The following is a 25,199-nucleotide window of genomic DNA, read 5'->3' as shown; positions in this document are numbered from 1 at the left end:
CTTAGAGATGATGAGGTTGATAGGTCTGGTGTGGAAGCGTGGCGACACGTGGAGCTGACAGATACTAATCGGTCGAGGGCTTATCCTTAAAATTGCATGAAACGTTTGGAAACGTCGTATCTAGTTTTGAGAGAACATACTCTCTATATAATTGGTTCAGTGATGATGGCGAAGAGGTCACACCCGTTCCCATACCGAACACGGAAGTTAAGCTCTTCAGCGCCGATGGTAGTTGGGGGTCTCCCCCTGTTAGAGTAGGACGTCGCTGAGCCATACATATTCCACAGTAGCTCAGTGGTAGAGCTATCGGCTGTTAACCGATCGGTCGTAGGTTCGAGTCCTACCTGTGGAGCCATATTGGAGAGCTGTCCGAGAGGTCGAAGGAGCACGATTGGAAATCGTGTATACGGTCAACCCCGTATCAAGGGTTCGAATCCCTTGCTCTCCGCCAGATACATACTCTCTAACTCAAAGATGGCCCGTTGGTCAAGCGGTTAAGACACCGCCCTTTCACGGCGGTAACACGGGTTCGAATCCCGTACGGGTCACCATTTTTTATACATAACCAACTTTATATGGAGGATTAGCTCAGCTGGGAGAGCACCTGCCTTACAAGCAGGGGGTCGGCGGTTCGAACCCGTCATCCTCCACCATTAACTTTTAATACTTTATATTATCGCGGGGTGGAGCATGGAGCGTAAGCTTCTGTGAAATCACGACGACATGTCTCGACGGATACGCTTCTAAGATAAACATGTAGAGGAAGAGACAGTCAATATCATACTCGGATACATCGTCCGAAACTTTTATATCATCGCGGGGTGGAGCAGTCTGGTAGCTCGTCGGGCTCATAACCCGAAGGTCGCAGGTTCAAATCCTGTCCCCGCAACCAATAATATTTCATGAACAACGTCGAGATTCTTCTTGACCCTGAAATATCTGGAGTGCCCATAGGGTGCAACCAATTTTTTTCATGAACATGGACTCGTGGTGTAGTGGTTAACATGCCTGCCTGTCACGCAGGAGATCGCCGGTTCGACCCCGGTCGGGTCCGCCATTTTTATTTTATGGTGGCTATAAAATACCAAGAATTATTCTTTCTTGGCTCGATAGCTCAGTCGGTAGAGCAGAGGACTGAAAATCCTCGTGTCGGCGGTTCGATTCCGTCTCGAGCCACCATTTTTTTTTGCCGGTTTAGCTCAATTGGTAGAGCAACTGACTTGTAATCAGTAGGTTGGGGGTTCAAGTCCTCTAGCCGGCACCAGTTTTTTCTTCCTTAATTGGAATAAAAAACGTATTGAAAATAGGTCGTAAATAACTTACAATAGAACCTGTCTTCATTTGTGGAGGGGTAGCGAAGTGGCTAAACGCGGCGGACTGTAAATCCGCTCCCTCCGGGTTCGGCGGTTCGAATCCGTCCCCCTCCACCATTTTATTTTTCAGCATATTTATCCTTACAGGGGCATAGTTTAACGGTAGAACGAAGGTCTCCAAAACCTTTGGTGTGGGTTCGATTCCTACTGCCCCTGCCATTTAAATAAATATTGTGGCGGTCGTGGCGAAGTGGTTAACGCATCGGATTGTGGTTCCGACATTCGGGGGTTCGATTCCCCTCGTCCGCCCCATTTATGTGTTGGGCTATAGCCAAGCGGTAAGGCAACGGACTTTGACTCCGTCATGCGTTGGTTCGAATCCATCTAGCCCAGCCATTTTTTATATTTATGAATAAGATGTTTTTGCGGAAGTAGTTCAGTGGTAGAATACAACCTTGCCAAGGTTGGGGTCGCGGGTTCGAATCCCGTCTTCCGCTCCATTTGAATTTTATCTGGCGGCATAGCCAAGTGGTAAGGCACGGGTCTGCAAAACCCTTATCCCCCGGTTCGAATCCGGGTGCCGCCTCCATTCAAGTTTTAAAAGCTTTACAATGCCGGTGTGGCGGAATTGGCAGACGCGCACGACTCAAAATCGTGTTCCTTCTGGAGTGTCGGTTCGACCCCGACCACCGGTACCATTACATACAAATGACAAAGTCAATGCCTAGTGCATTGGCTTTTTATTTGTGTTAAGGATGAGATATCGATTCAACCTGCGCTCTTATGACCGACTGTATTGTTCTATGTTACTTATTCATCTTTATAAGAAATACAATGGTTTGTATAAATTGTCCAATAAAAAGCTTACCTTTTATAGTTATACAGAATAGTTTAGGAACATGGCGAATAAGTGTTTTTATTTGGCGGCATAGCCAAGCTGGGGGGCCATTTTACTAACTTACATATAAATGTAACTTCCCATTTTATAATGGGAAGTTTTTTATATATCTGATCATGAACTATAATAAGGAATAAAGTCTCATGTCATGATAATATTTTACAATTTTCTGATAAGTTAGAAGGATTTATCTGTACTTAATTCGAATAATTATTTTAATGAAATGAATGAGAATTCACTCATTATCTTCATTAGGAATTTATTTTATTATTATGGGGGTTAAGGGATGAATGTCTTTCGCTTATTTATAGCTGAAATGGCAAAGTTAGCAGCAAAGAAAGGGGTGCTGATTTCTGTCATAGCCGCTCTGCTTGTACCTGTCGTGTATGGCGGGATTCTACTGTCACCGACTTGGGGACCATATGACAATTTGTCTAACTTACCTGTTGCAGTTGTCAACAAGGATAAGGGAGCAATGTCTGGTGAGGAGCCGATTAATGTAGGGGAGGATCTGGTTGCAGATTTAAAGAAAGGAAAGGATCTTGGCTGGGAATTTGTTAGTTCAACTGAAGCCAAGAAAGGGTTAGATAATCTAGATTATTATATGGTCATCCAAATTCCAGAAGATTTTTCAGAAAAAGTAACAACAGTACTTGGGAATCAGCCTCAAAAGTTGGAGCTGACTTATATTCAAAATGAAGGTCTGAATTTCATGGCTGCTCAAGTTACAAGAAGTGCAACTGAAAAAATCCGGGAAAAGCTTGGAGACAAAATAACTGAGAAATACGCTAAAAATATGTTTGCAAGTCTTGGAGAAGTTTCTGACGGATTTCAATCAGCTGCAGATGGCTCAAAACAGCTGAATGATGGAATGATTCAACTCAATGATGGAACAAACCAACTTTTGCAATCGCTTACAGAAAAATCAGGGGATATATCAAAGTTAGCAGATGGAGCAAACGAACTTAAGGCTGGTACCGGACAAATGCTCCATTCTTTATCTGGTAAACAAGGCGATATCAGCAAACTTGCTAATGGTTCTAAAGAATTGACTGCAGGCACTGCTGAAATGCTTCGTTCCTTACAAACTAAATCAGGGGACATCTCAAAATTAGCTGCTGGTTCTGCAGCAGCTGATGAAGGAACTGGGATGTTATTGCAAGGTTTAAAGGATAAGCAACCAGGAATTAAAGATTTAGCGGAAGGAGCAAAACAATTAGAAAAAAGCATTCCTGAACTTAAAGCAGGAACTACTGGAATTTTAAATGGTTTAAAAGGTGCTCAGACAGCTATAAAGTCTGAAATTGGTCCTGGGACACAAGCAATCTCTGCCGGAGTAAATACTGTCGTTTCAGAATCACAACAGTTAGGAGCAGGACTGAAAGGTTTGTCAGCAGATTTGGATGCATTCTTAACAGCTAATCCTGCGTTAAAGAATGATCCTGCATTTATGAAAATTTATTTGACGGGTCAAGGATTGTCAGCGGCAGCAAACGATCCTGTAAAGGGTCAAAAGCTAGCAGCTCTTCAGCAAGGTGCAGCAAAGGTCGCTGGTGCTTTCACTGAGAATGCAGTCCCTAGTCCAAATTCATTAGCAGATGGGATGAATCAGCTCGTAGCAGGGCAAACAGCCATTGATAATGGTGTGACTGTACTAAATCAAAAGGTTCCACTGCTGCAAAAGGGAACAGCTTCTGTGGAAAGTGGCTGGGATACACTTGTAGGAAAGGTAGGAGAACTTCGAGCAGGAACGGCCCAGATTGCTGCGGGTAACCAATCTGTAAATAATGGATGGAGTACACTTACAGAAGGAGTCACAAAACTTAATGCGGGGGCGAGCCAGATTTCTGCTGGCAACTCAACAGTGGAAAAGGGCTGGCGTGACCTGACAAGCGGTGCTTCCAGGATTCATTCAGGCATGAGTCAAGTTAGCGATGGAAATGCTTCTGTAGAAAAAGGCTGGGGCGACTTAACAGAAGGTGTTACAAAGCTTAATGACGGAGCAGGTAAACTGAATGATGGAAGCGGAGAACTTTCTTCAGGTCTAATGGAAGGAGCAGAAAAAACGAGCGGGATCAAAAAAGCTACTGATGCCAATATCAGCATGTTCTCTTCTCCAGTTGAATTAAAGAGTGATACGGTTAACAAGTATCCTCTTTACCGGGATTCAACAGCACCATTTGTAATATCACTTGCTTTATTTGTTGGAATCTTAATCATGTCCTTGTTTATTAACTTCAAGAAACCTGAAGAGGTTTCAGCATTATCATGGTTTGGTGCAAAGTTTATGAACCTGGGATCGCTTGCTGTTGTACAAGCATTACTTCTATCTCTGGTAGTACTTCTGTTTTTAAATATGAATGTGTACAATGGTGCCGGTTTTGTATTGTTTGCTCTATTTGTAAGTCTGGTTTTCACGGCAATTGTATTGTTCTTTGCTTTGTTCGGAAATGCCGGACGTTTTATAGCTTTCGCGTTAGTGGTGTTGCAGCTTTCTACAACTGGAGCGAACTTGCCGATAGATATGCTTCCAGAAAATTTGCGTGCATTAAGTGAGTTCCTTCCATTCACTTACTCCATTGCAGGTTTTAAAGCATTTATTTCTTTGAATGATTCCGGTGCTGCTCTATCAAATATGAGCATTTTGCTGATTTACTTCGCAGTTTTTGGAGTGCTGTCAGCTGCTGCATTTTTAATGAAAAGTGGTAAAAGTCAGTCACAAAAGTTTGAAATAGCAGGATAATTGAATATGTAAGGAAGGTTCCTGGCAAGAAGCCGGGAACTTTTTTTTGAATCTTCTTCTTGTACCTTGAATAGTAAAGGGGTAGGGGGAGATGCTGATGAGCAGGAACCAGGTGTTGAGTATCTTCTGTATTGTTGTTATAACAGTTTGTATTACTTCAATCTTTTTTTTAATATTCGATATTGCCCGGTATTTAGATATAATCGATATCATGATTGCTAAAATATTTTATTCGATTAGAACAATTTTTCTTTTAACCATACTTCTTTTCTTCTGCCTGCTTATTTTATATAGAAAATAAATTAAATTTTCAAAAGAACTTGTCATAAATCCAATACATGCTGCCTATATATAGAACAAGTTAGTTGTAGGTTTTAATGCAGGGCTTCGTTGACTCAATGAAGCCCTGCATTTTTTTTGATAGGGGCGTTTAGATAAAATATTGACGAGTTTGCATGTTATATTGAAATTTACATCTAATATATTCACCAAATCACCTATTATATTGACAAAAATACATTATATTTTGACAAATATCCATGATATATTGACGAGCCTACATAATTCAACACTCTCAGCTACATAATTTAGAAACCTGTTTAGATCACCTGAATCTCAGCTGTCCCGCCATTCACCTGGGTAAACATCTTAGCCATGGACTCCAGCAGTTCTCTCGCTTCACTTCCATCCATAGATGGCTGCAAATACACGATATGCAGTGCATTCTTAACACTCTCGTCAACCATCGTCCGTTTAGAATCGACGATAGGGCTGCCAAACGGTCCAATTGAGTCTGCCGACAAAAGTTTGCCCTCCATATTCATCTCACGACCGTTTAGCCCTTCATATGTATCTTCAGCACCGCCGATCCTTACCTCTACATCGCCTTCAATTTTATCAAGGTTATAAAGTCCGATTGGTATAGCAAATCGAATGGAGAAGAAATTATTAACGTCTACACCTGAATTGATAGGCGGGAGATCTTTGCCGCTTAACACGCGGCGCAGCAGTGCTTCTGACGCTGGGCGGTACCGTGAAGGGTCTGTACCGAGCTTTTTAAATACAGATCGGTATTCGGCAACACCTGGGTAATCAGCAGCTGTTTTGTCTTCCAGTTTTAAGGATTCTAGAAAAAGCTGGAATCTTCCTTTTATCATTTGCGGAGACTCGCTAATCGCGATATCATGGTATGTAATTGTGCCTATTTTAAACTGCGGGACAAGTTCCTTTATTTTTGGCGAAATTGTTATCATAAGAGAACCCCGTTTCATAAAAATATATACTTGTAGTTTACCATACGAATTGAAAATAAATGTGAAAGGAGGGATATGCATGACAGGTGCCCAGTTGAAAGAAGAGATTGTTGCATATAGTAAAGAAATCGGAATAGATAAAATTGGCTTCGCTAATGCTGATGTTTTTGCTGAGTTAAAAGAAAGACTCCGGGTTCAGCAAGATCTTCAATACCAATCAGGATTTGAAGAGAAGGACATTGACAAAAGAACAGAGCCTGAACGGCTTTTAACAGGAGCTTCAAGCATCATTTCGATCGCTCTTGCATATCCCTCCAAAATGAAAAATGCTCCGAAAAGTATTAAAGGGGAGCGAAGAGGTATTTTTTGCAGAGCATCATGGGGTAAGGATTACCACCATATATTAAGAGAAAAGCTTGCATTGCTTGAGGCCTTTATTATAGAGAGAGTTCCAGATGCTAATATAAAATCTATGGTTGATACAGGAGAACTGTCCGACCGGGCTGTGGCCGAGAGGGCTGGGATAGGATGGAGCGCCAAAAACTGTGCGATTATGTCACCTGAATTTGGCTCCTATATGTATCTTGGCGAAATGATTACTAATATTGCATTTCCGGCAGACACACCCATGGAAGATCAGTGCGGTTCATGCAATAAATGTGTAGAGGCATGTCCCACAGGTGCTCTTGTACAGGGAGGACAGCTCGATTCATCAAAGTGTATCGCGTTCTTAACCCAGACAAAAGATTTCTTGCCGGATCAATACAGAGAAAAGCTAGGCAACCGTTTATATGGGTGTGATACGTGTCAGACTGTATGTCCGGAAAACAAAGGGAAAGATTTTCATCACCATGCAGAAATGGAGCCGGATCCTGAAATTGCAAAGCCTCTTTTACAGCCTTTATTGACGATGAGCAATAGAGATTTCAAAGAAAAATTCGGGCATGTATCCGGAAGCTGGAGAGGAAAGAAACCAATTCAGAGAAATGCGATTATAGCATTGGCCCATTTTAGAGAAGAAGCTGCAATACCTGATTTAGTTTACCTATTAAAAAATGATCCAAGACCTGTTATAAGAGGGACTGCTGCTTGGGCAATTGGTAAAATAGGCAGAAATGAAGCAGAATTAGAACTTTTATCAGCAAAAGAGCGCGAAAAAGACGATTTAGTGGCGCTAGAGATAGATAAAGGACTTAAAATGCTTCGAAATCAAGAAATTTCGTAATCGCATATCTTTAAAGTGTCCGATATAGTAAGGTCAAGTAATGAAAAGAAGGGATAATTATGTGTCAGATTAAAACGTTACTCTATTATGAAGAAATGGAAAGCGTAATCGGACCGTTAACGATCATTGCAACGGAGAACGGAATCTGCCGTCTCGATTTTTGTTCAATGGAGGATAACCTTCCATCTTTACGTTCTTGGATGGCTAAGCATTTTATTAAAGGAGAACTTATTCATTCTCCTGAATATCTAGCAGATGCTGTTCAGCAATTAAATGCTTATTTTGCAGGCAACCTGCACGAGTTTAACATCCGCTATGATTTGTTTGGTACGGCATTTCAGAAAAAAGTTTGGAACCAGCTAACGAGCATTCCATATGGACTTACGTGTTCTTATAAGGAAGTGGCACAGGGAATCGGCGCACCAAAGGCTGTTCGTGCTGTCGGAAGTGCGAATAACCAGAATCCTGTACCTGTTTTTATTCCGTGTCACCGCGTCATTGGAAGCAATGGTGCACTTGTAGGATATGGCGGAGGATTAGACAAAAAAGAAATATTATTATCGATCGAACAGAATAGCTGCAAGAAAACATCATAGAGCCCTTCAGGGGTTCTTTTTTTTTATATATCTCTCATATGTTAAAAGAAGCAGGGAGGTATGTCTGATGTGGATGGAAACGCTAAAGCAATATATTCAAAATCAGTCCCAATGGATGATACATGCTGATGCAGATGGAAGGGGCTTCTTTTTAAAAGATGAACAAGAAAGCTTTATGCGAAAAAAACAAATGTATACCGATAGAAATGCATTTATTGTTAATAATCAGGCGAACGGGAGTGTACTGCGGACTACGGAAACGGAAGACAAAATTCATGTGGATTATCTTGTTCATTATAGTTTTCTAATTAAACATGGATTTGATTTTTACGTAGAGGAAATGTCTCAGGAGAGGCGTGCTATTTTCTTTCAAGATGGAGAAATGAAAAGTGATGAGCCTGCTAATGCTGAAGGCAATTATCGGGAACTGCCGAAGATTGAACGTGAGAATGAATCCATTGCACCGACAAAGGGCGGTTATGACAGGCTGGCTGCCGTACGGTATGCGGAACGCTGGTGGAATACGTATAATCCTGCTTATAAATCATTCGAGAATGACTGCACCAACTATATCTCACAAAGTATTCATGCAGGTGGAATTCCAATGACCCCGCAATCCATTAAGTCAAAAGGCTGGTGGATGAGGAACAATTCCTGGAGCTACAGCTGGTCGGTGGCAAATGCATTAAGATGGTACTTAAGCGGTTCGAAATCAAGTCTGCAGGCTCAAGAGAAATCAGCTGCCCACCTTTTACTGCCAGGTGATGTTATCTGCTATGATTTTGACGGTGATGGGCATTATCAGCATACGACAATAGTAGTTGCAAAAGATCCGTCGGGAGAGCCGCTTGTAAATGCTCATACAACAAACAGCAGAATGCGCTATTGGGGCTATGAGGATTCAACAGCCTATACGAAAAGAATTCAGTATAAATTTTTTCATATTCTTTAAGAGTAAAGCTCGCCATCTAGAGTGATATTCCTGAAAAAGTGCTATAATAAGTACTTGTTGGAATATTGTTTTTGAGGTGAGCTTTAATGGCTATACATGTTGTTTTATATGAACCATTGATTCCTGCGAACACAGGAAATATCGCACGTACATGCGCGGGTACAGGCACATACTTGCATCTGATTCATCCATTGGGTTTTTCATTGGAAGATAAATATTTAAAGCGTGCAGGTCTTGATTATTGGGAGCACGTTAAAATTCATCACCATGATTCTTTGGATGCTTTTTATAAGGAATATCCGGATGGCGAATTTTATTATATAACGAAATTCGGAGAACAGACGTATTCTGGTTTCGATTATTCCGATTCTGAGAAAGATGTCTTTTTTGTTTTTGGAAAAGAAACGAAGGGACTGCCAAGGGAAGTAATTGATGCAAACATGGATCGATGTCTGCGCATTCCGATGAACGATCATATTCGTTCATTGAACTTATCAAACACAGCAGCGATTCTGATTTATGAGGCGTTACGCCAGCAAAGTTTCGGAGAGTTAAAATAACGAGGAAATAAAAAAACGTCCTTATCAATGAGGGACGTTTTTACTTCCATATGTATTATGGATTAGTTTTTTCCAGGACGATCGTTAAAGCCTGCTGTAAAGATTGCAGTCAGGAAGGCGAGCATCACGAGCAGGATGAGGATAAAATCCATCTGAACTCCTCCTTTGAAAGTAGTCTTATTCTTTCCAATATCTCTCCCCATTATAAATGAAAACCGTTTTCATGTGAATGTATTTCTGCGAAAGTTTACAAATTGAGGGGGATATGAGTAACAGAATGAAGAAAAACGTTTATATGACAGGGTACCTCCCATTATTTTCGATTATCTTATTTAGCTGTGGATTCGCCATTCACCTTGAACGGCTTGTTATAAAAAAGCTTAAATACTTTGGCGTTTACCAGGGGATGCTCGAATTATTTGAGAGCCATGTGATTCATTTATCGGTTGGTTTTTGTTTGTTCTTATTGTTCTTTATGGTATTTGCGGCTTTAAAACTCTTATCGGATGCACTGACGCATTTAAGCATGTTCTTTTTTTCTAAAGATACGGAAGGCATCCTGCTGCAGCAGGGGAAAAGCGGCGGCTGGTTTTTCTTTGGCGGAGGAATGCTTGCGATTGTATTAAATCACTCCATATTCCTGATGTTTATCGTGTTCATTGCCGCTTCTCTCATTTATTTCTTTTATTTTCTTTTGAAGATCGGCTCGAGTTTGTCAACAGCAGGTATCATCGGTATGGTCTTTATGCATTTGTTTTTCTGGACAGGTTTCGGCTTGCTTGTTGTATATACCGTCTTGCGATTGTATAACGCATTCGTAGCGTCGATTACATAAAAATTTTCGTGTGATTTTGTCGGAGAATGTCGACTCGTGGTTATATTTTTATTAACGTGGGATAATTCATATTAAGCAAGGAAATAATCGGTCGCTGACCTGATTTTATTACTATTCAAGAGCACCTTTAAAGCAAAAACCCTGCCACTTTAGTTAGCGGCAGGGTCATCTTTTCATTTTTGATGTGCTTTTATCATAATATCGCGCCAGATCATGACTTCTGGTGAGGATCCTTCAATCGAACGAAGACTCCCAGGTTTGTCACGGCCCACCCAGACGCCTCCCGTATACCGGTCAGTCAGCCCCACGAACCACAAATCTTTAACATCGTTTGTAGTTCCTGTTTTGCCGCCTATGTACACTGAGCCAGGAAACCGTGCATCCCGTGCGGTTCCAGAAATCGTAACCGCTGCCAGCATGTCCCTCATCACTGCATTCGTTTCCGGCTTCCAAACTTTAACCGGCTGCTCATTCCACTCGTATAAAACATTTCCGTTTTGATCTTTAACAGACGTTATTATTCTAGGTTTCACGTAAGTTCCATTATTTGCGAATGCCGTATAGGCACTTGTCAGCTCAAGGGGCGAAAATCCTTTTGAAAATCCGCCAAGTGCGCTGGCGAGCTGATGGTCCTTCTGTTCCACCGCTGAAAACTGAAACGGTTTCAGATAATTAAAGGCTCTCTCGAAACCTGTTTTCTTTACTGCCCGGACAGCAGCCGTGTTAATGGAGCTTGCCATCGCTTTTTTTAAGGAGACTGTACCGTACGAAGCACCTCCATAGTTGCTGGGACAATAGTTTCCTTCACAAATTCGCGCTGCAGATATCATTGAATTCGTTCCAAGACCGAATACATCTATGTATGGGGCATACGCGAGAAGAGGCTTAATGGATGAACCAGGCTGTCTTCTTGCCTGATAAGCCCGGTTAAACTCTTCCATTCCCACATTTTTTCCGCCGATCATTGCAACAATCTTTTTCGAAACATGATCAACTACAACGACCGAACCTTCAATTTCCTTATATAAAAGTCTTTTTTGAACAGCCTTCAATGCTTCAGCTTGCAGCTTCGGATTTAGTGAAGTTTTAATTACTGCACCGCTTCTTAACAAAGCATCTCGCTTTTTCGTCATCTGATCTGTACTCAATGCTTTATTTTCAGGAGCAGATGCGATTAATTCCATAAGCTCTTCTTTTACATAGCCAACGATTTCTGGGAAGGGAACATCGCTCTTTGGAACTTGTAAATTAATCGGTTGTTTAATAGAAGCTTCAAACTTCGGCTGATCAATATAGCCTTCCTCTTTCATCTTGAGCAGAATCCATTCCTGCCTTTTTTTAGCGTTAGCCAGATTTTTTAAAGGGTTGTATAAAACCGGATTATTCGGTATGGCAGCTAAGAGTGCTGTTTCGCTTAGAGTAAGCTCCTTAGATGGTTTACTAAAGTAATAGCGGCTGGCTTTTTCAATACCATATATTCCATTTTGAAAATAGATAGCATTGATGTAAAGCTCCAAAATTTGTTCTTTAGAAAGCTGCTGTTCGATTCGGTAAGAGATCAAAAGCTCTTTCAATTTCCGGTCATACGTCCGCTCATGATTCAGAAAAAGGTTTCGGGCCAGCTGCTGGGTGATTGTACTGCCGCCTTGCTCGATGCCGCCTTCTGAAGAGTTTGTGATAAATGCTCTTGCGATCGCTTTCCCGTCGATGCCATGATGCTCTAAGAAATTTTGATCTTCTGCTGCAATGAAAGCTTGAAGGACGGGAAGCGGAATTTCCTTATATGTAAGATGAATGCGGCTTTCATTCCCTTTAAACTCATAAAGAAGACCGCCATTCATATCTAAAAGGCGGCTGTTCTGTTCGAGAGAGATGATCTTTGCATCACCGAGTGTTTCGACAGCAGTCTGAAAAGGAATATAGTTTTCGAATTCCTTCCGCAACCCGACAAATGATAGAAACACCATACTTAATAATATAAATACAACAAAGACACCAAGCTTAGGATTCATGACTCTTTCTCCGTTTCAAAACAAATGATAAACATATTTTACCATGAAACGGTTTATACAAATTAACACTTTTTCAAATAAAAATCACTATTCAAACAGAATGATTACGGACATCCTCGCATAGAGTAGATTAACACTTGATGGAGCCAATACAATCAAGGAGGTACTCATGGATATTTTATCAAGAATCCAATTGCATCGAGAAGAAGAACAGCGTCTAGCCTGGGAAGGTACCTTCGCTGAATACCTTGATATTTTACGTGATCGGCCATTTGTAGCCCAGTCAGCGCATTCAAGAGTATACAACATGATAAAAGATGCTGGAATTTCAGAAAAAAATGGTCAAAAGGTGTATCATTTTTTCAGCGATCAGATCTTCGGATTAGAAGAATCAATCGAACGACTCGTAGAAGAGTATTTTCACCCTGCCGCTAAACGCCTTGATGTCCGTAAACGTATATTGCTGTTAATGGGTCCTGTATCGGGTGGTAAATCCACTCTTGTAACGATGTTAAAAAGAGGTTTGGAACAGTACACGAAAACACCAGAAGGCGCTGTATATGCGATAAAAGGCTGTCCGATGCATGAAGATCCGCTGCATTTAATTCCGCAGCATCTCAGAAAAGAGTTTCATGATGAATATGGCATTCGTGTAGAAGGAAGCTTATCTCCGTTAAATACAATGAGGCTGGAACAAGAGTATGACAACAGAATTGAAGATGTGATGGTTCAAAGAATCTTCTTCTCAGAAGACAAACGGACTGGTATCGGAACGTTCAGTCCATCTGATCCAAAATCACAGGATATTGCGGATTTAACAGGAAGCATTGATTTTTCTACAATCGCGGAATACGGATCAGAATCAGATCCTCGGGCATATCGTTTTGATGGAGAACTGAACAAAGCGAACAGAGGGATGATGGAGTTCCAGGAGATGCTGAAATGTGATGAAAAGTTCTTATGGCATCTGCTTTCACTTACACAAGAAGGAAACTTTAAGGCGGGAAGATTCGCCTTAATCTCCGCTGATGAATTAATCGTGGCTCACACGAACGAATCGGAGTACCGTTCTTTTATTTCAAATAAAAAGAACGAAGCCTTGCATTCAAGAATTATTGTCATGGGCGTGCCGTACAATCTGAAAGTTTCAGAGGAAGAGAAGATTTACGCAAAAATGATAAGCGAGAGTGACATGTCTCACGTTCATATTGCACCTCATGCCCTTAGGGTAGCAGCTATTTTCTCTGTACTGACAAGATTGAAAGATTCAAAGAAACAAGGTATGGATCTTCTTAAAAAGATGAGGCTGTATGACGGTGAAATTGTAGAAGGTTTCAATCATGTTGATCTGGAAGAACTGAAGAGAGAGTTCTCTGATGAAGGAATGTCAGGCATCGATCCGCGTTATGTAATAAACCGAATTTCATCTGCCATTATACGTAAAGAAACGCCTTCCATAAATGCTTTAGATGTATTACGGTCACTTAAAGATGGTCTCGATCACCATGCTTCCATCTCAAAGGAAGATAAAGAGAGGTTTATCAACTTTATCTCTGCTGCCCGTAAAGAGTACGATGACATTGCGAAAAAAGAAGTTCAAAAAGCATTTGTTTATTCTTATGAAGAATCAGCTAAAACACTTATGGATAACTATTTGGATAATGTAGAGGCATATTGCAACAAGAATAAACTCCGTGATCCGCTCACTGGAGAAGAGATGAGCCCGGATGAAAAGCTCATGAGGTCTATCGAAGAACAGATTGGTATCTCTGAAAACGCGAAGAAAGCATTCCGTGAAGAAATACTTATCCGGATCTCTGCATATGCAAGAAAAGGGAAGAAGTTTGATTACAATTCACATGAGCGTCTAAGAGAAGCGATCCAAAAGAAACTATTTGCAGATCTAAAGGACGTTGTGAAGATTACAACTTCTTCAAAGACACCTGACGAATCACAATTGAAAAAGATTAATGAAGTAATAGCTCGTCTTGTCGATGAGCATGGCTATAATACAACTAGTGCCAACGAACTATTGCGCTATGTTGGAAGCTTGCTGAATCGATAATATGCAGAACACACCCTAAGACACTGATAAGGTCTTTCAGGGTGTGTTTTTTTACACTAAAATAGGGAAAACTAAAAAAATTACAAATGAATCTTTATACATTCATTTTTACTATAAAAATATTGACCTTGTAATTGCTAACTTAAAAATGGTAAATTGATACTAATAAGCTAACTAAAGGAAGTGAGCTGTATGAGCTCGGCTCGAAAAGAAAGAAATGGACTGCTGGATTGGATTAAAGCGATTGGAATTGCACTCATTCTTGCTATTATAATAAAAAAGTTTTTGATTGAGCAGTATGTTGTTTACGGAGAATCGATGATGCCTACGATTCAAAATGGCAATCGCCTTATCGTAAATAAAATCGGCTATGAGATCGGCAACCCGGAACGTTTCGATCTTATTGTGTTTAAAGCAAATCCGAAAGAAGATTATATTAAACGTGTAATAGGTTTGCCCGGTGATCATATCGCATATAAAGATGACAAACTTTATATTAACAATAAGCCAGTAGAGGAACCTTATCTAGAAGAATTTAAAAGATTTGCAGGCAACCGAACCCTGACAGGCAACTTTACTCTCGAAGAAATCACAGGACATGATACAGTTCCAAAAGGAAAGATCTTCGTTCTTGGTGATAACAGGCTTCATAGCATCGACAGCCGCCATATTGGTTTTGTTGAAATGAAGGATATAGTAGGAGAAGCGAATATTCGTTATTGGCCAGTTGATGAACTGAGAGTTTTTAACGGTTTTAAAAAGGAATAATTGGGGGAAATTTCATTAAGAGGTGAATCCCTATGACAAAACCAAATGAAGAAGAACCTAAAAGAAAAAACAGTTCAATGGCATCAAATTTTGAAGAAATGAAAGAACACGGAAAAGTGATGGAACATGTTTCAACAAATGAAGAAGTACGTAAAAGCGGTAAAACACCTGACCCTAAACAGCATGAAAAAAAGGAATATAAGAAATAATGTGCAAGCTCTCTTTTCGATTTTGGAAAAGGGGGCTTTTTTCTCGTGAAAGTTTAGCAATTCTAGTGAGTACTTGCATAAGATAGAGTAACCAACCCTTTTTTTTATAAAAGCGGATTAAAAGGAAACAGGATATGCCCCGGGTTGATCAAGAAAAGCAGCATTGACTCTTGCTGCTCTGGAGGGGAAAACTATGAGCGAACAGGATAAGAACAATTTTGTTGTGTCCCAGGAAAATTGGTCCCTCCACCGAAAAGGATATCAAGATCATCAAAGGCATATGGAAAAAGTGCAGGAAGCCATTAAAAACAACTTGCCGGATTTGATAAGCGAAGAAAATATCATTCTATCCAACGGGCGTGATGTGATCAAAATTCCAATCCGTTCGATGGATGAATACAAAATCCGATACAACTACGACAAAAACAAGCACGTAGGCCAAGGTGACGGAGATAGCCAGGTGGGGGACGTAGTAGCCAAAGATGGACGTGCAGGACAAAATGGCGCAGGAAAAGGAAAAGGTCCAGCGGGTGATAAGCCAGGAGTGGATTATGCAGAAGCAGAAGTTTCCATATTGGAACTTGAAGAGATGCTCTTTAAAGAGCTGGAGCTGCCAAATCTTAAACAAAAAGAGCAAGACCAGATCGTTTTAGAAAAGATTGAATTTAATGATGTTCGCAAAAAAGGCCTAATGGGCAACGTTGACAAAAAAAGAACCATACTGACCGCATTTAAAAGAAATGCACTAATCGGCAAACCAAGTGTAGCACCTATCCATAATGATGATTTGCGTTTTAAAACCTGGAATGAAGTAATAAAACCAGAATCGAAAGCTGTAGTTTTAGCGATGATGGATACATCGGGTTCTATGGGAATATGGGAAAAGTACATGGCGAGAAGTTTCTTTTTCTGGATGACGCGTTTTTTGCGCTCAAAATACGAAAAAGTAGAAATCGAATTTATTGCACATCACACAGAAGCCAAGGTAGTTACTGAAGAAGACTTTTTTAACAAAGGGGAAAGCGGAGGAACGATCTGTTCATCAGCTTACCGAAAAGCGCTGGAACTTATTGAAACGAAATATTCGTCAAACCGCTTTAATATCTACCCGTTTCATTTTTCCGACGGTGACAATCTAACAAGTGATAATGCGAGATGTGTAAAACTCGTGCAGCAGATTATGGAACACTCAAATATGTTTGGATATGGAGAAGTGAATGCTTATAACCGCCACTCTACATTAATGAGTGTATATAAAAATATGGATAACCCGAAATTTAATCATTATATTTTAAAAGAAAAAGCGGATGTTTACCATGCCATGAAGAGTTTCTTCAAAAAAAGTGAAATCACCACATAATTTAGCCGCCCGCCATCCATGTATTGGATAGCGGGTTTTGTTGTTGAAACAGGCGTAATTACATATAACTAAAGATAAGATTTTTTGAACGATTTTTTTTGATTCCCTTCAATGGCAAGTTGATTGGAGCGGAAGGTGCGAGACTCCTGCGTGCCAACTACCTGAATATACATCTTGCAAGGCATGCGACGAGGAACATGCTTCGTTAGGATTGTAGACGCAGGAGCACACAAACTTACTTGAAGGTGAGACCCCGCAGACTTAAATAGCCGAGGAGGCTCACCGCACGCCCCGCGGAAAGCGAGCATCCTGCAGCAGAAATCAACCTCTCAAGGGCTACAAAGGTTAATGATAAATAAACAAAATAATAAAGGGGTGTGAAGTTTGAAGAAATATAACAAATCAGCGGCATTCGTCATTTATTTCTTACTTGCATGGATGCTTGTACCAGGAAAGACTGCACATGCCGACTGGTTTGATCCATTAAAAATCCACTTTTTAGATGTTGGACAAGCCGACTGTATTCTTGTAGAAGCTCCGAACGGACAGACGATGCTGATCGACGGCGGGGATGAGCATGATGCGGAAGAAATTATCACTTACCTGAAGCGAGAAGGCATTACCCATTTAGATATTGTAGTAGCCAGTCATCCCCATCATGATCACATCGGTTCACTAGATGATGTGATTCGTGCATTTCCGGTAAGTGTTCTGTACATGCCAAACCTGCCATATGATACAAAGTACTATCATGACCTTTTTCGTGTGATTAATGAAAAGCAAATTCCAGTAGACCGGGCAAAAGCAGGCGTCCATTTTAAAATGGGATTTTCGGTAAAAGTTGAAATGCTTGCACCTAAAGGATCGTACTACAAACATATAAACGATTATTCGGCAGTTATAAAGATCCAGCACGGAAAAAAGAACTTTTTGCTGATGGCAGATGCGGGTGCAGAGGAAGAAAAAGAAATTATGAGCCGCGGGGGAGTAAAGGCGGATGTTATAAAGATTGGTCATCATGGTGCAAACACCGGATCATCAATGGAGTTTTTAAAGAAGGTTAAAGCCAAAACAGCTGTAATTTCAGTGGGGAAGAACAACCCCTATCAATTTCCTTCTAAAGAAGTCCTATATCGATTAAATAACAGAAAGATGGCTGTCTACAGAACAGATCAGCTCGGAGCAATCATCGCAACAAGCAACGGAAAGAAAATCATGTTCAGAACCAATGTGCTGCATTAAACTGCCAGACCAGAATCGGTTTTCTTGCGTCTTTATAAAAAATTTAAGAAAATAAATAAAAACGCGGATAGGATGATTAGTATTGATTAAAGCACTAGTATTTGATTTTGATGGTACGATTCTGGATACTGAAACTCAGCATTACAATGCATTTCAAGAAATGTTTAAAGAGCATGGAAGTGAGCTGCCTTTGGAAGTGTGGGGCGAAAGCATAGGGACTCATTCTGGTTTTAATCCTTATGAATACTTAGAAAAACAAATTAATAAAAAACTGAATCATGATGAGTTAAGGACAAAGAAAACAGATAGAGCGTTAGCCTTAATTAAAGAACAAAAACCTCTTCCAGGGATAGAGAACTATCTAAAAGCAGCAAAAGAGTTGGGTTTGAAGATAGGGCTTGCATCCAGCTCTTCACGGCAATGGGTAATGGAACATCTTGAAAGAATCGGTCTCAGCCACTATTTTGAAGTGATCAAAACAGCTGATGATGTCGAAAAAGTTAAACCAGATCCTGCGCTATATCTTAAAGCGGTAGATGAACTAGGAGTGAGTCCAGAAGAGGCTATTGCATTCGAGGACTCTGTTAATGGTTCTTTAGCTGCAAAAAAAGCAGGCCTCTATTGTGTAGCTATACCAAACCCGGTAACAAGACATATGCAATTTGACGAAGTGGATCATAAATTGGAGTCAATAGCAGAGCTTGAACTGGCTGCACTTATACAGCTAGTAGAACAACAAAAATCATGATTGAGGTTCAGGGAATCAATCATATAACCGTAAGAGTTTCAGAACTATCTAGAGCCGTTCGTTTTTATCAAAATATTTTAGGTGCAAAAATAGTTCATAAAGGGAATACAGATGTATACTTGGACATTAGCGGAATCTGGTTATGTTTACTGGAAATCAAAAAAGCAAAACCTAAACAAAAAGACCAAATCGGTGTGGATCACTTTGCTTTTTCGGTTTCTGAAAAAAACTTTCATAAAGCTGCTGTTTACCTCGAAGAAAAACAAGTTATGATAACGAGGGGACCTATCGAGAGGGGCGGAGGATGGACGATAAGTTTTCTTGATCCTGACGGCAATGAACTGGAATTATATACAGGTTCTCTTTATGAGCGTATGAAAAAATGGAAGTAAGCTGAACGAGTAAGAAGGTTAGAGGAGTGGAATAGATGAGCGAGATCGATGTTTCAAAATTTGAGAAAAAGATAGAACTAAGAAATATACAATTTGAGGATATTGATGAAATTTTAAAGCTTCAAAAAGTCTGCTTTCCTGGAAACATGGAACCGTGGCAGCGGGATCAGTTGGAGAGCCATCTCCGGATATTCCCTGAGGGTCAATTTTGCGTAACGTATGAAGGGAAAATCATCGGAAGCTGTTCGAGTCTCATGGTGAATTTCGATGAATATGATGATAAACATACATGGGATGGAATCACAGACAAGGGCTATATTACAAATCATGACCCTGAAGGCTTTAATTTGTATGGGATTGAAGTTATGGTTCATCCCGAATACCGCCGTATGAAAATAGGAGCTCGATTGTATGAAGCACGTAAAGAGCTGGCTGAACAAAAAAACTTGAAGAGTATTATCTTAGGCGGAAGGATTCCAAACTATCATAAGTATTCAAAAGAGATGACACCGAGAGAGTATGTTCGAGAAGTTATCCAGCACAATATTTATGACCCTGTTTTAACCTTTCAGCTTATGAATGGTTTCACGATCATGCGTTTAAATAAAAGCTATCTGCCAGATGATAAGCAGTCTAAAGCATATGCGACTTTAATGGAATGGAACAATGTCGATTACATTCCAAATAAAACGAAAAAGTACTTTAAAACAAGTGAACCAGTAAGAATCACAACGATTCAATATATGATGAAATCAATTGATTCCTTTGAAGATTTTGCGACTCAAGTGGAATATTATACGGATGTTGCTTCGGACCAAGGTTCAGACTTTGCTGTTTTCCCTGAATTGCTTACAACACAGCTCTTATCGTTTTGCGAAGAAAAGAGCCCAAGCTTGGCGATCCGTAAATTAACTGAGTTCACGGAGCAGTATATCGAATTGTTTACGAACCTTGCAGTAAGATACAATGTGAACATCATAGGGGGATCGCACTTTGTCGAAGAAGATGGCGACATTTACAATGTAGCGTATTTGTTCAGAAGAGACGGTACAATTGATAAGCAATATAAACTTCATATCACGCCAAATGAACGAAAATGGTGGGGAATTTCAGCTGGGGATAAAGTACAAGTATTTGATACGGATTGCGGTAAAGTTGCTATTCTTATCTGTTATGATATCGAATTCCCTGAACTTTCACGTATTGTTACAGATCAAGGTGCTAAAATTATATTCACACCGTTCTGTACAGAAGACCGTCAAGGATATCTTCGTGTGCGTTATTGTTCCCAAGCTCGTGCGATTGAAAATGAAATCTATACAGCGATTGCTGGAACAGTAGGGAACTTGTCACAAGTTGAAAACATGGACATTCAATATGCCCAGTCAGGTATCTTCACACCTTCTGATTTCTCTTTCCCAAGAGACGGTATTGTCGGAGAATGCCACCCGAATATCGAGACGGTAGTGGTAGGTGATGTCGATCTTGAAATTCTGAGAAGACAGCGGAAAACAGGAAGTGTTACGCTGCTTAGAGATAGACGTCTTGATTTATATAGTGTGATCCAAAAGGATAAGAGTAAATAAACAAGGCTATTTTACTAAAAAATTGTTGCTTTCAGGTCATTGAGTAAATCCTCTTCATTGACAAGTTGATAGGAGTGTAAGATGCGAGACTCCTGCGGGAGTAGCGGGACAGGTGAGACACAGCAGGTGCTAAGCGACAAGGTGGCTCACCGCACGCCCCGCGGAAAGCGAGTATCTGAAACGGAAATCAACCACTTTCAAGAGCAACCATGATTACGAAAACAGACACAAATGCGGGAAACTTCAAAAAGCTTCCCGCATTTTTTCTATTTCTCGGGAAATATAACGAATGCTGTCGAAGTTAAGGGTAACTTTACGATTGGATTTTATTTTTTTTGATGAAAACGATATAATAAAGGCCGTATTTAATAGATAGAGCAGGAAATAATCGATTAAAATCGAAACTTAAGAAAACAAACATTTATTAAGCTTCAATAGAAAAAGGAGGCAGTACAATGTCCTGGGAGAAAACATACGAAAGATGGATACAGCACGAAGCACTTGAACAATCTTTAAAAACTGCATTAAAAGGAATTAAAGATAACAGGACTGCACTAGAAGACTGTTTCTATAAGAACTTAGAGTTTGGCACAGGTGGAATGCGCGGGGAAATTGGTCCTGGTACTAACCGAATGAACACGTATACGGTTCGTAAAGCATCACTTGGGTTAGCGCATTTTATAATGGAACAAGGTGAAAAGGCACAAAAACGCGGAGTAGTGATCGCTTATGATTCAAGACACCAGTCTCCTGAATTTGCGATGGAAGCAGCTAAGACGTTAGCTTCGAAAGGTGTACAGGCATATGTTTTTGAAAGCTTAAGACCTACACCTGAGCTTTCTTTTGCAGTTAGATACTTAAAAGCGTATAGCGGGATTGTAATTACAGCAAGTCACAACCCTCCAGAGTATAACGGTTATAAAGTTTACGGACCAGATGGCGGACAGCTGCCGCCTAAAGAAGCGGATGAAGTAATCGAAAAGGTAAATGCGGTTGATGATGAATTATTAATAGAAGTAAAGACGGAAGAAGAATTAAAAAATGCAGGGTTGATCGAAGTCATCGGTGAAGAGATTGATAAAGCTTATATGGAACAGCTGACTAAGATCAGCTTAAATCGTGAAGTTATTAAAGAAATGCATGATTTAAGCATTGTTTTTACTCCGCTGCATGGAACAGCTAATATTCCAGTAAGAGAAGGACTCAAGCAGCTAGGATTTACAAATGTTACTGTTGTCAAAGAGCAAGAGCAGCCTGATCCGAATTTTTCTACAGTAAAATCACCTAATCCTGAAGAACATGCTGCATTTGAACTGGCAATTCAGTATGGAAAAGAAAATGATGCTGAGATCCTTATGGCGACTGATCCAGATGCAGACAGAGTCGGGATTGCAGTGAAAAATAATAAAGGTGAATATGAGATCTTAACGGGTAACCAAACGGGAGCCCTCATGCTGGAATACATTCTTTCTCAGCGTAAAGAAAAAGGCAGCCTTTGTTCTAAAGGTATCGTATTTAAAACAATTGTAACATCAGAGTTAGGACGTGTTATTGCTGAATCTTATGGTTTAACATGTGAAGATACACTTACAGGATTCAAATTTATTGGTGAAAAAATAAAAGAATATGAAAAGAGCGGAGAACATTCCTTTATTTTCGGGTACGAAGAAAGCTATGGTTCATTAATTGGTGACTTTGTGCGTGATAAAGATGCTGTACAAGCATGTTTAATGGGTGCAGAAATGGCTGCATATTATAAAAAACAAGGCAAAACGCTTTATGATGCGTTAACGGATGTTTATGAAAAGTACGGTTATTATAAGGAAGGACTCGAATCTCTGACGTTAAAAGGCAAATCTGGCGCTGAGCAGATCGAAAACCTGCTTGCTGGATTTAGAGCTGATCTGCCGCTTGAGATCAACGGACAAAAGATGAATGTTACGGAGGATTATCAATCAAGTATCCGATATACTATAGATAGTGATACGAATAATGATATTATTCTTCCGAAATCAAATGTGCTTAAATATAAGTTAGCTGACGGATCGTGGTTCTGTGTAAGACCTTCAGGAACAGAACCGAAAATTAAGTTTTATTTCGGAGTACAAGCTAAATCAAACGAGAAAGCCAACGAATCATTAGCTTCATTAAAGCAGGCCGTTATGGATTTGGTTCATGAAAGAATGCAAAAGGTGGCACAATAATAAATAATGAATGGCTGTAAGGCAGTGCCTGCAGCCAATTTCATTACTTTTAATGAAACGTTTGACATAATGATGTAATATACCTCTATAGGTATTTTGCAAAGAGGAGGTGCTGATTTGGAATACACACAAGAAATGAAAAATCGTCTAAGAAGAATTGAGGGGCAAATTCGTGGTGTCTTGCGTATGTTAGAAGAAGAGCAAGATTGTAAAGCCGTTATTACACAGCTTTCTGCCTCACGAACTGCTATTGATCGTACGATTGGATTAATTGTCGGCACGAATCTTGAACAATGCTTGCGTGATCAAATGGAAAACGGAGAAGAAATGAACTCTGATCTTGTAAAAGAAGCCGTTCAGCTTCTTGTGAAAAGCCGTTAATATCTGTCATAAGGATAGCCTGTTGACAGATTCTCTTTTATCATTCAACATACCCATATGGGTATAAGTTTATAATTTTTATAAAATTTTTTGAATTTTCATATACCTATGTGGGTATATGGGTTCAAAAAAATATGGAGTAATAAGCATGAGTATTAAAGTAGATCAAGTTTTAGACTGTAAAGGGTTATCATGCACAATGCCGATTGTACGTACGAACGCTTAATAGATGCTCTTCGAAGTGGTTGATTTCCGTTCCAGGTTGCTCGTTTTCCGCGGGGCGTGCGGTGAGCCTCCTTGGCGCTATGCACCATTAGGAGGCTCACCTGACCTCTTCATGGAAGTATCCTTGCTCCTGCGTCTACAAGTAAATGCTACCGACGTGTGCTTACTCGTCGCATGCCTAGCGAGAAGCTTCTCTTGTGGTAGGCACGCACATTGCACTTCAATCAACTTGTCAATGAAGAGAAGGAACAAAATGAGCCGAAAACAACAATCTTCTAGGAAAATCTTTTAGAAAAGAGCCTTTTTGACTTTTGGATAATGTCTATAATTCTAAGAAGATAGGTTATCTAAAAATTCACAATGTGAAATTCGAGGATATGATTTATTTTTTATTTCTAAAATAAAAAATTCGGGGCTGCCAAAAGTAAGTTTACCTTATTTTTGGGACAGCCCCCTTTATGTGCTCCTATAAAATTGAATCGACCGGATCAGTGTCATTGTCATCGTTGCAAACCCTACTGAAAGAATCGTAACGAGGGAATAAAATAGAATTCCTTCTCCCATTACATAGAGTCCTCCCAATATAACGGCCGCATCAATCAAAAAGATGACCATACCGACATTGATTGAAAGCCAGCGTGATACGAAAAGTGCCAGCAGATCCGTTCCTCCAGTACTTGTTTCGTGCCTCAGCATCCAGCCGATACCTGTTCCAATAAACAAACCGCCAATTACAGAGCTCTCAATGATTGAAACAGAAAACATACCTCTTAATGGGGTCAAAAGATCAATAATTAAGGAAGAAACTAAGAGACCATGAATGCTGTTAATAAAATAGCGGCGTTCCAGCTTCCAAGCTAAAAGATAGATCGGAATGCTTAATAATATCAAGGTTAGCCCTACTTTATAGCCCCATACATATTTTACGAGAAGACTGATCCCGATCATCCCGCCATCTAATAAATGAAAAGGGACAATAAATCCATTTATTCCTATACCAAGCAGCACGCTGCCCAAAAAGATTGCTACAGTACGTCTCATCATGGCAATCATCCCTGTCTAATGTGATTAGTAAATAATATGCGGGATTGTCCAAGAATAGTCATTATGGGGAGCGATTAACATACAAAACCCCCTTGCTATTCAGCAAGGGGATGTGTGTTTATTTCTTTGTGAATCCTAATTGAATCGTTTGCGGTTTTTGTGGCGGAGCACAGCAAAGTGAAAGGTCGCGTGCATCTCCAGCGGATTCAAACTCAGAGTCTTCTTTTGTATAAAAAATCTCCCAAGCATTTCCGTCCGGGTCATAGACCCATACCTTATCTTGAACGGCATAGCAGCATGTCGTATCCATCTCGTCGATTAATAGCAGACCTGCACTGCGAAGACGTTCGCCCATAGCGAGCACATCTTCAGTGTTATTTACTTGAAAACCTAAGTGATTCAACACGCCTTCTTTTTCGAAGGGACGCACATTCAGAGAAAAGTGAAGTCCAGGTTCATCGAGCTCGAATTTCGCGTAGTTTTCTTTTACTTTTGCTGGTTCTTGCCCGAAGAAGTTTTTATAAAACACAAGTGATTTCTCTAAATTTGTACAGTTAACAGCAACATGCATACGCTGGATCATAATTT

At 40.2% G+C, this 25,199-nt stretch carries 20 protein-coding genes, 15 tRNA genes and 2 rRNA genes; 33 read left to right on the top strand and 4 right to left on the bottom strand.

The window, feature by feature from the left end; translation table 11 throughout:
• The 18 genes from ACFW35_RS16865 to ACFW35_RS16780 all read left to right on the top strand — a co-directional run.
• Positions 1 to 88: ribosomal RNA gene (locus tag ACFW35_RS16865) — 23S ribosomal RNA — on the top strand; the annotation flags it as partial.
• A gap of 67 nt (positions 89 to 155) precedes the next feature.
• Positions 156 to 271: ribosomal RNA gene (gene rrf, locus ACFW35_RS16860) — 5S ribosomal RNA — on the top strand.
• A gap of 9 nt (positions 272 to 280) precedes the next feature.
• A tRNA-Asn gene (locus ACFW35_RS16855) sits at positions 281 to 355 on the top strand.
• Positions 356 to 359: 4 nt separating this feature from the next.
• A tRNA-Ser gene (locus tag ACFW35_RS16850) sits at positions 360 to 451 on the top strand.
• Positions 452 to 476: 25 nt separating this feature from the next.
• Positions 477 to 551 (top strand) — tRNA-Glu (locus ACFW35_RS16845).
• A gap of 26 nt (positions 552 to 577) precedes the next feature.
• Positions 578 to 653: transfer RNA gene (locus tag ACFW35_RS16840), tRNA-Val, on the top strand.
• A gap of 162 nt (positions 654 to 815) precedes the next feature.
• Positions 816 to 892, top strand: a tRNA-Met gene (locus tag ACFW35_RS16835).
• Between the two features lie 89 nt (positions 893 to 981).
• A tRNA-Asp gene (locus ACFW35_RS16830) sits at positions 982 to 1,057 on the top strand.
• 46 nt (positions 1,058 to 1,103) lie between these two features.
• Positions 1,104 to 1,179 (top strand) — tRNA-Phe (locus tag ACFW35_RS16825).
• Between the two features lie 9 nt (positions 1,180 to 1,188).
• Positions 1,189 to 1,264: transfer RNA gene (locus ACFW35_RS16820), tRNA-Thr, on the top strand.
• Between the two features lie 81 nt (positions 1,265 to 1,345).
• Positions 1,346 to 1,430, top strand: a tRNA-Tyr gene (locus tag ACFW35_RS16815).
• Positions 1,431 to 1,458: 28 nt separating this feature from the next.
• Positions 1,459 to 1,532 (top strand) — tRNA-Trp (locus ACFW35_RS16810).
• 17 nt (positions 1,533 to 1,549) lie between these two features.
• Positions 1,550 to 1,625: transfer RNA gene (locus ACFW35_RS16805), tRNA-His, on the top strand.
• Positions 1,626 to 1,634: 9 nt separating this feature from the next.
• Positions 1,635 to 1,709, top strand: a tRNA-Gln gene (locus ACFW35_RS16800).
• Between the two features lie 29 nt (positions 1,710 to 1,738).
• A tRNA-Gly gene (locus ACFW35_RS16795) sits at positions 1,739 to 1,813 on the top strand.
• Between the two features lie 14 nt (positions 1,814 to 1,827).
• A tRNA-Cys gene (locus tag ACFW35_RS16790) sits at positions 1,828 to 1,902 on the top strand.
• A gap of 24 nt (positions 1,903 to 1,926) precedes the next feature.
• Positions 1,927 to 2,011, top strand: a tRNA-Leu gene (locus tag ACFW35_RS16785).
• Positions 2,012 to 2,497: 486 nt separating this feature from the next.
• Entirely contained in the window at positions 2,498 to 4,954 is a 2,457-nt protein-coding gene (locus tag ACFW35_RS16780) for a YhgE/Pip family protein (RefSeq protein ID WP_379847333.1), read from the top strand.
• Between the two features lie 599 nt (positions 4,955 to 5,553).
• Here the strand turns inward: ACFW35_RS16780 and ACFW35_RS16775 are convergent.
• Positions 5,554 to 6,207 carry a B3/B4 domain-containing protein gene (locus tag ACFW35_RS16775; protein ID WP_379847331.1) on the bottom strand — a complete coding sequence of 218 codons (654 nt, stop codon included), beginning with the start codon at positions 6,205 to 6,207 and terminating at the stop codon, positions 5,554 to 5,556.
• Positions 6,208 to 6,286: 79 nt separating this feature from the next.
• On the opposite strand from ACFW35_RS16775, the gene queG reads away from it, so the two are divergent.
• The 5 genes from queG to ACFW35_RS16750 all read left to right on the top strand — a co-directional run bounded on the left by queG (position 6,287) and on the right by ACFW35_RS16750 (position 10,375).
• Positions 6,287 to 7,432: a tRNA epoxyqueuosine(34) reductase QueG gene (queG, locus tag ACFW35_RS16770; RefSeq protein ID WP_379847330.1), complete on the top strand. Its 1,146-nt coding sequence runs from the start codon at positions 6,287 to 6,289 to the stop codon at positions 7,430 to 7,432.
• 59 nt (positions 7,433 to 7,491) lie between these two features.
• Entirely contained in the window at positions 7,492 to 8,028 is a 537-nt protein-coding gene (locus tag ACFW35_RS16765; protein ID WP_379847328.1) for a methylated-DNA--[protein]-cysteine S-methyltransferase, read from the top strand.
• A 67-nt stretch (positions 8,029 to 8,095) separates the two neighbouring features.
• Complete coding sequence (locus tag ACFW35_RS16760; protein ID WP_379847327.1) at positions 8,096 to 8,980, top strand: amidase domain-containing protein; 885 nt, start codon at positions 8,096 to 8,098, stop codon at positions 8,978 to 8,980.
• An 86-nt stretch (positions 8,981 to 9,066) separates the two neighbouring features.
• Positions 9,067 to 9,540, top strand: coding sequence for a tRNA (uridine(34)/cytosine(34)/5-carboxymethylaminomethyluridine(34)-2'-O)-methyltransferase TrmL (trmL, locus tag ACFW35_RS16755; RefSeq protein ID WP_379847325.1), 474 nt, complete (start codon positions 9,067 to 9,069; stop codon positions 9,538 to 9,540).
• A gap of 265 nt (positions 9,541 to 9,805) precedes the next feature.
• Positions 9,806 to 10,375: a DUF5366 family protein gene (locus ACFW35_RS16750; RefSeq protein WP_379847324.1), complete on the top strand. Its 570-nt coding sequence runs from the start codon at positions 9,806 to 9,808 to the stop codon at positions 10,373 to 10,375.
• 173 nt (positions 10,376 to 10,548) lie between these two features.
• On the opposite strand, the gene ACFW35_RS16745 is transcribed toward ACFW35_RS16750, so the two are convergent.
• Entirely contained in the window at positions 10,549 to 12,387 is a 1,839-nt protein-coding gene (locus ACFW35_RS16745) for a transglycosylase domain-containing protein (RefSeq protein ID WP_379847322.1), read from the bottom strand.
• 169 nt (positions 12,388 to 12,556) lie between these two features.
• Between ACFW35_RS16745 and ACFW35_RS16740 the strand changes: the two genes are divergently transcribed.
• The 10 genes from ACFW35_RS16740 to ACFW35_RS16695 all read left to right on the top strand — a co-directional run bounded on the left by ACFW35_RS16740 (position 12,557) and on the right by ACFW35_RS16695 (position 23,342).
• Complete coding sequence (locus ACFW35_RS16740) at positions 12,557 to 14,452, top strand: PrkA family serine protein kinase (protein WP_379847321.1); 1,896 nt, start codon at positions 12,557 to 12,559, stop codon at positions 14,450 to 14,452.
• Positions 14,453 to 14,644: 192 nt separating this feature from the next.
• Complete coding sequence (lepB, locus tag ACFW35_RS16735; RefSeq protein WP_379832565.1) at positions 14,645 to 15,220, top strand: signal peptidase I; 576 nt, start codon at positions 14,645 to 14,647, stop codon at positions 15,218 to 15,220.
• 32 nt (positions 15,221 to 15,252) lie between these two features.
• Positions 15,253 to 15,429, top strand: coding sequence for a hypothetical protein (locus ACFW35_RS16730; protein ID WP_379847319.1), 177 nt, complete (start codon positions 15,253 to 15,255; stop codon positions 15,427 to 15,429).
• Positions 15,430 to 15,622: 193 nt separating this feature from the next.
• Complete coding sequence (gene yhbH, locus ACFW35_RS16725) at positions 15,623 to 16,789, top strand: sporulation protein YhbH (protein WP_379847318.1); 1,167 nt, start codon at positions 15,623 to 15,625, stop codon at positions 16,787 to 16,789.
• 384 nt (positions 16,790 to 17,173) lie between these two features.
• Positions 17,174 to 18,031 carry a ComEC/Rec2 family competence protein gene (locus ACFW35_RS16720; RefSeq protein ID WP_379847316.1) on the top strand — a complete coding sequence of 286 codons (858 nt, stop codon included), beginning with the start codon at positions 17,174 to 17,176 and terminating at the stop codon, positions 18,029 to 18,031.
• Positions 18,032 to 18,113: 82 nt separating this feature from the next.
• The gene (locus ACFW35_RS16715; RefSeq protein WP_379847314.1) at positions 18,114 to 18,779 is read left to right on the top strand and encodes an HAD family hydrolase; all 666 of its coding nucleotides are present in this window, start codon (positions 18,114 to 18,116) and stop codon (positions 18,777 to 18,779) included.
• Positions 18,779 to 19,171, top strand: coding sequence for a VOC family protein (locus tag ACFW35_RS16710; protein WP_379847550.1), 393 nt, complete (start codon positions 18,779 to 18,781; stop codon positions 19,169 to 19,171). The genes ACFW35_RS16715 and ACFW35_RS16710 overlap by 1 nt, the downstream gene beginning before the upstream one ends.
• A gap of 35 nt (positions 19,172 to 19,206) precedes the next feature.
• Complete coding sequence (locus tag ACFW35_RS16705) at positions 19,207 to 20,757, top strand: GNAT family N-acetyltransferase (protein ID WP_379847313.1); 1,551 nt, start codon at positions 19,207 to 19,209, stop codon at positions 20,755 to 20,757.
• 455 nt (positions 20,758 to 21,212) lie between these two features.
• Complete coding sequence (locus ACFW35_RS16700; protein WP_379847311.1) at positions 21,213 to 22,961, top strand: phospho-sugar mutase; 1,749 nt, start codon at positions 21,213 to 21,215, stop codon at positions 22,959 to 22,961.
• A gap of 117 nt (positions 22,962 to 23,078) precedes the next feature.
• Positions 23,079 to 23,342 carry a metal-sensitive transcriptional regulator gene (locus ACFW35_RS16695; RefSeq protein ID WP_130296841.1) on the top strand — a complete coding sequence of 88 codons (264 nt, stop codon included), beginning with the start codon at positions 23,079 to 23,081 and terminating at the stop codon, positions 23,340 to 23,342.
• A 681-nt stretch (positions 23,343 to 24,023) separates the two neighbouring features.
• On the opposite strand, the gene ACFW35_RS16690 is transcribed toward ACFW35_RS16695, so the two are convergent.
• Together ACFW35_RS16690 and ACFW35_RS16685 are read right to left on the bottom strand one after the other, a co-directional pair.
• Positions 24,024 to 24,611, bottom strand: coding sequence for a YitT family protein (locus ACFW35_RS16690; RefSeq protein ID WP_379847309.1), 588 nt, complete (start codon positions 24,609 to 24,611; stop codon positions 24,024 to 24,026).
• 118 nt (positions 24,612 to 24,729) lie between these two features.
• Positions 24,730 to 25,191, bottom strand: a complete 462-nt coding sequence (locus ACFW35_RS16685) for an ArsI/CadI family heavy metal resistance metalloenzyme (RefSeq protein ID WP_379847548.1) — start codon at positions 25,189 to 25,191, stop codon at positions 24,730 to 24,732.
• Positions 25,192 to 25,199 lie beyond the last annotated feature (8 nt).

It is taken from the genome of Fictibacillus sp. NPDC058756 (assembly GCF_042746035.1).
In the GTDB taxonomy this organism is placed as follows: domain Bacteria; phylum Bacillota; class Bacilli; order Bacillales; family Fictibacillaceae; genus Fictibacillus.
This window is presented reverse-complemented; position numbering and strand designations above follow the sequence as displayed.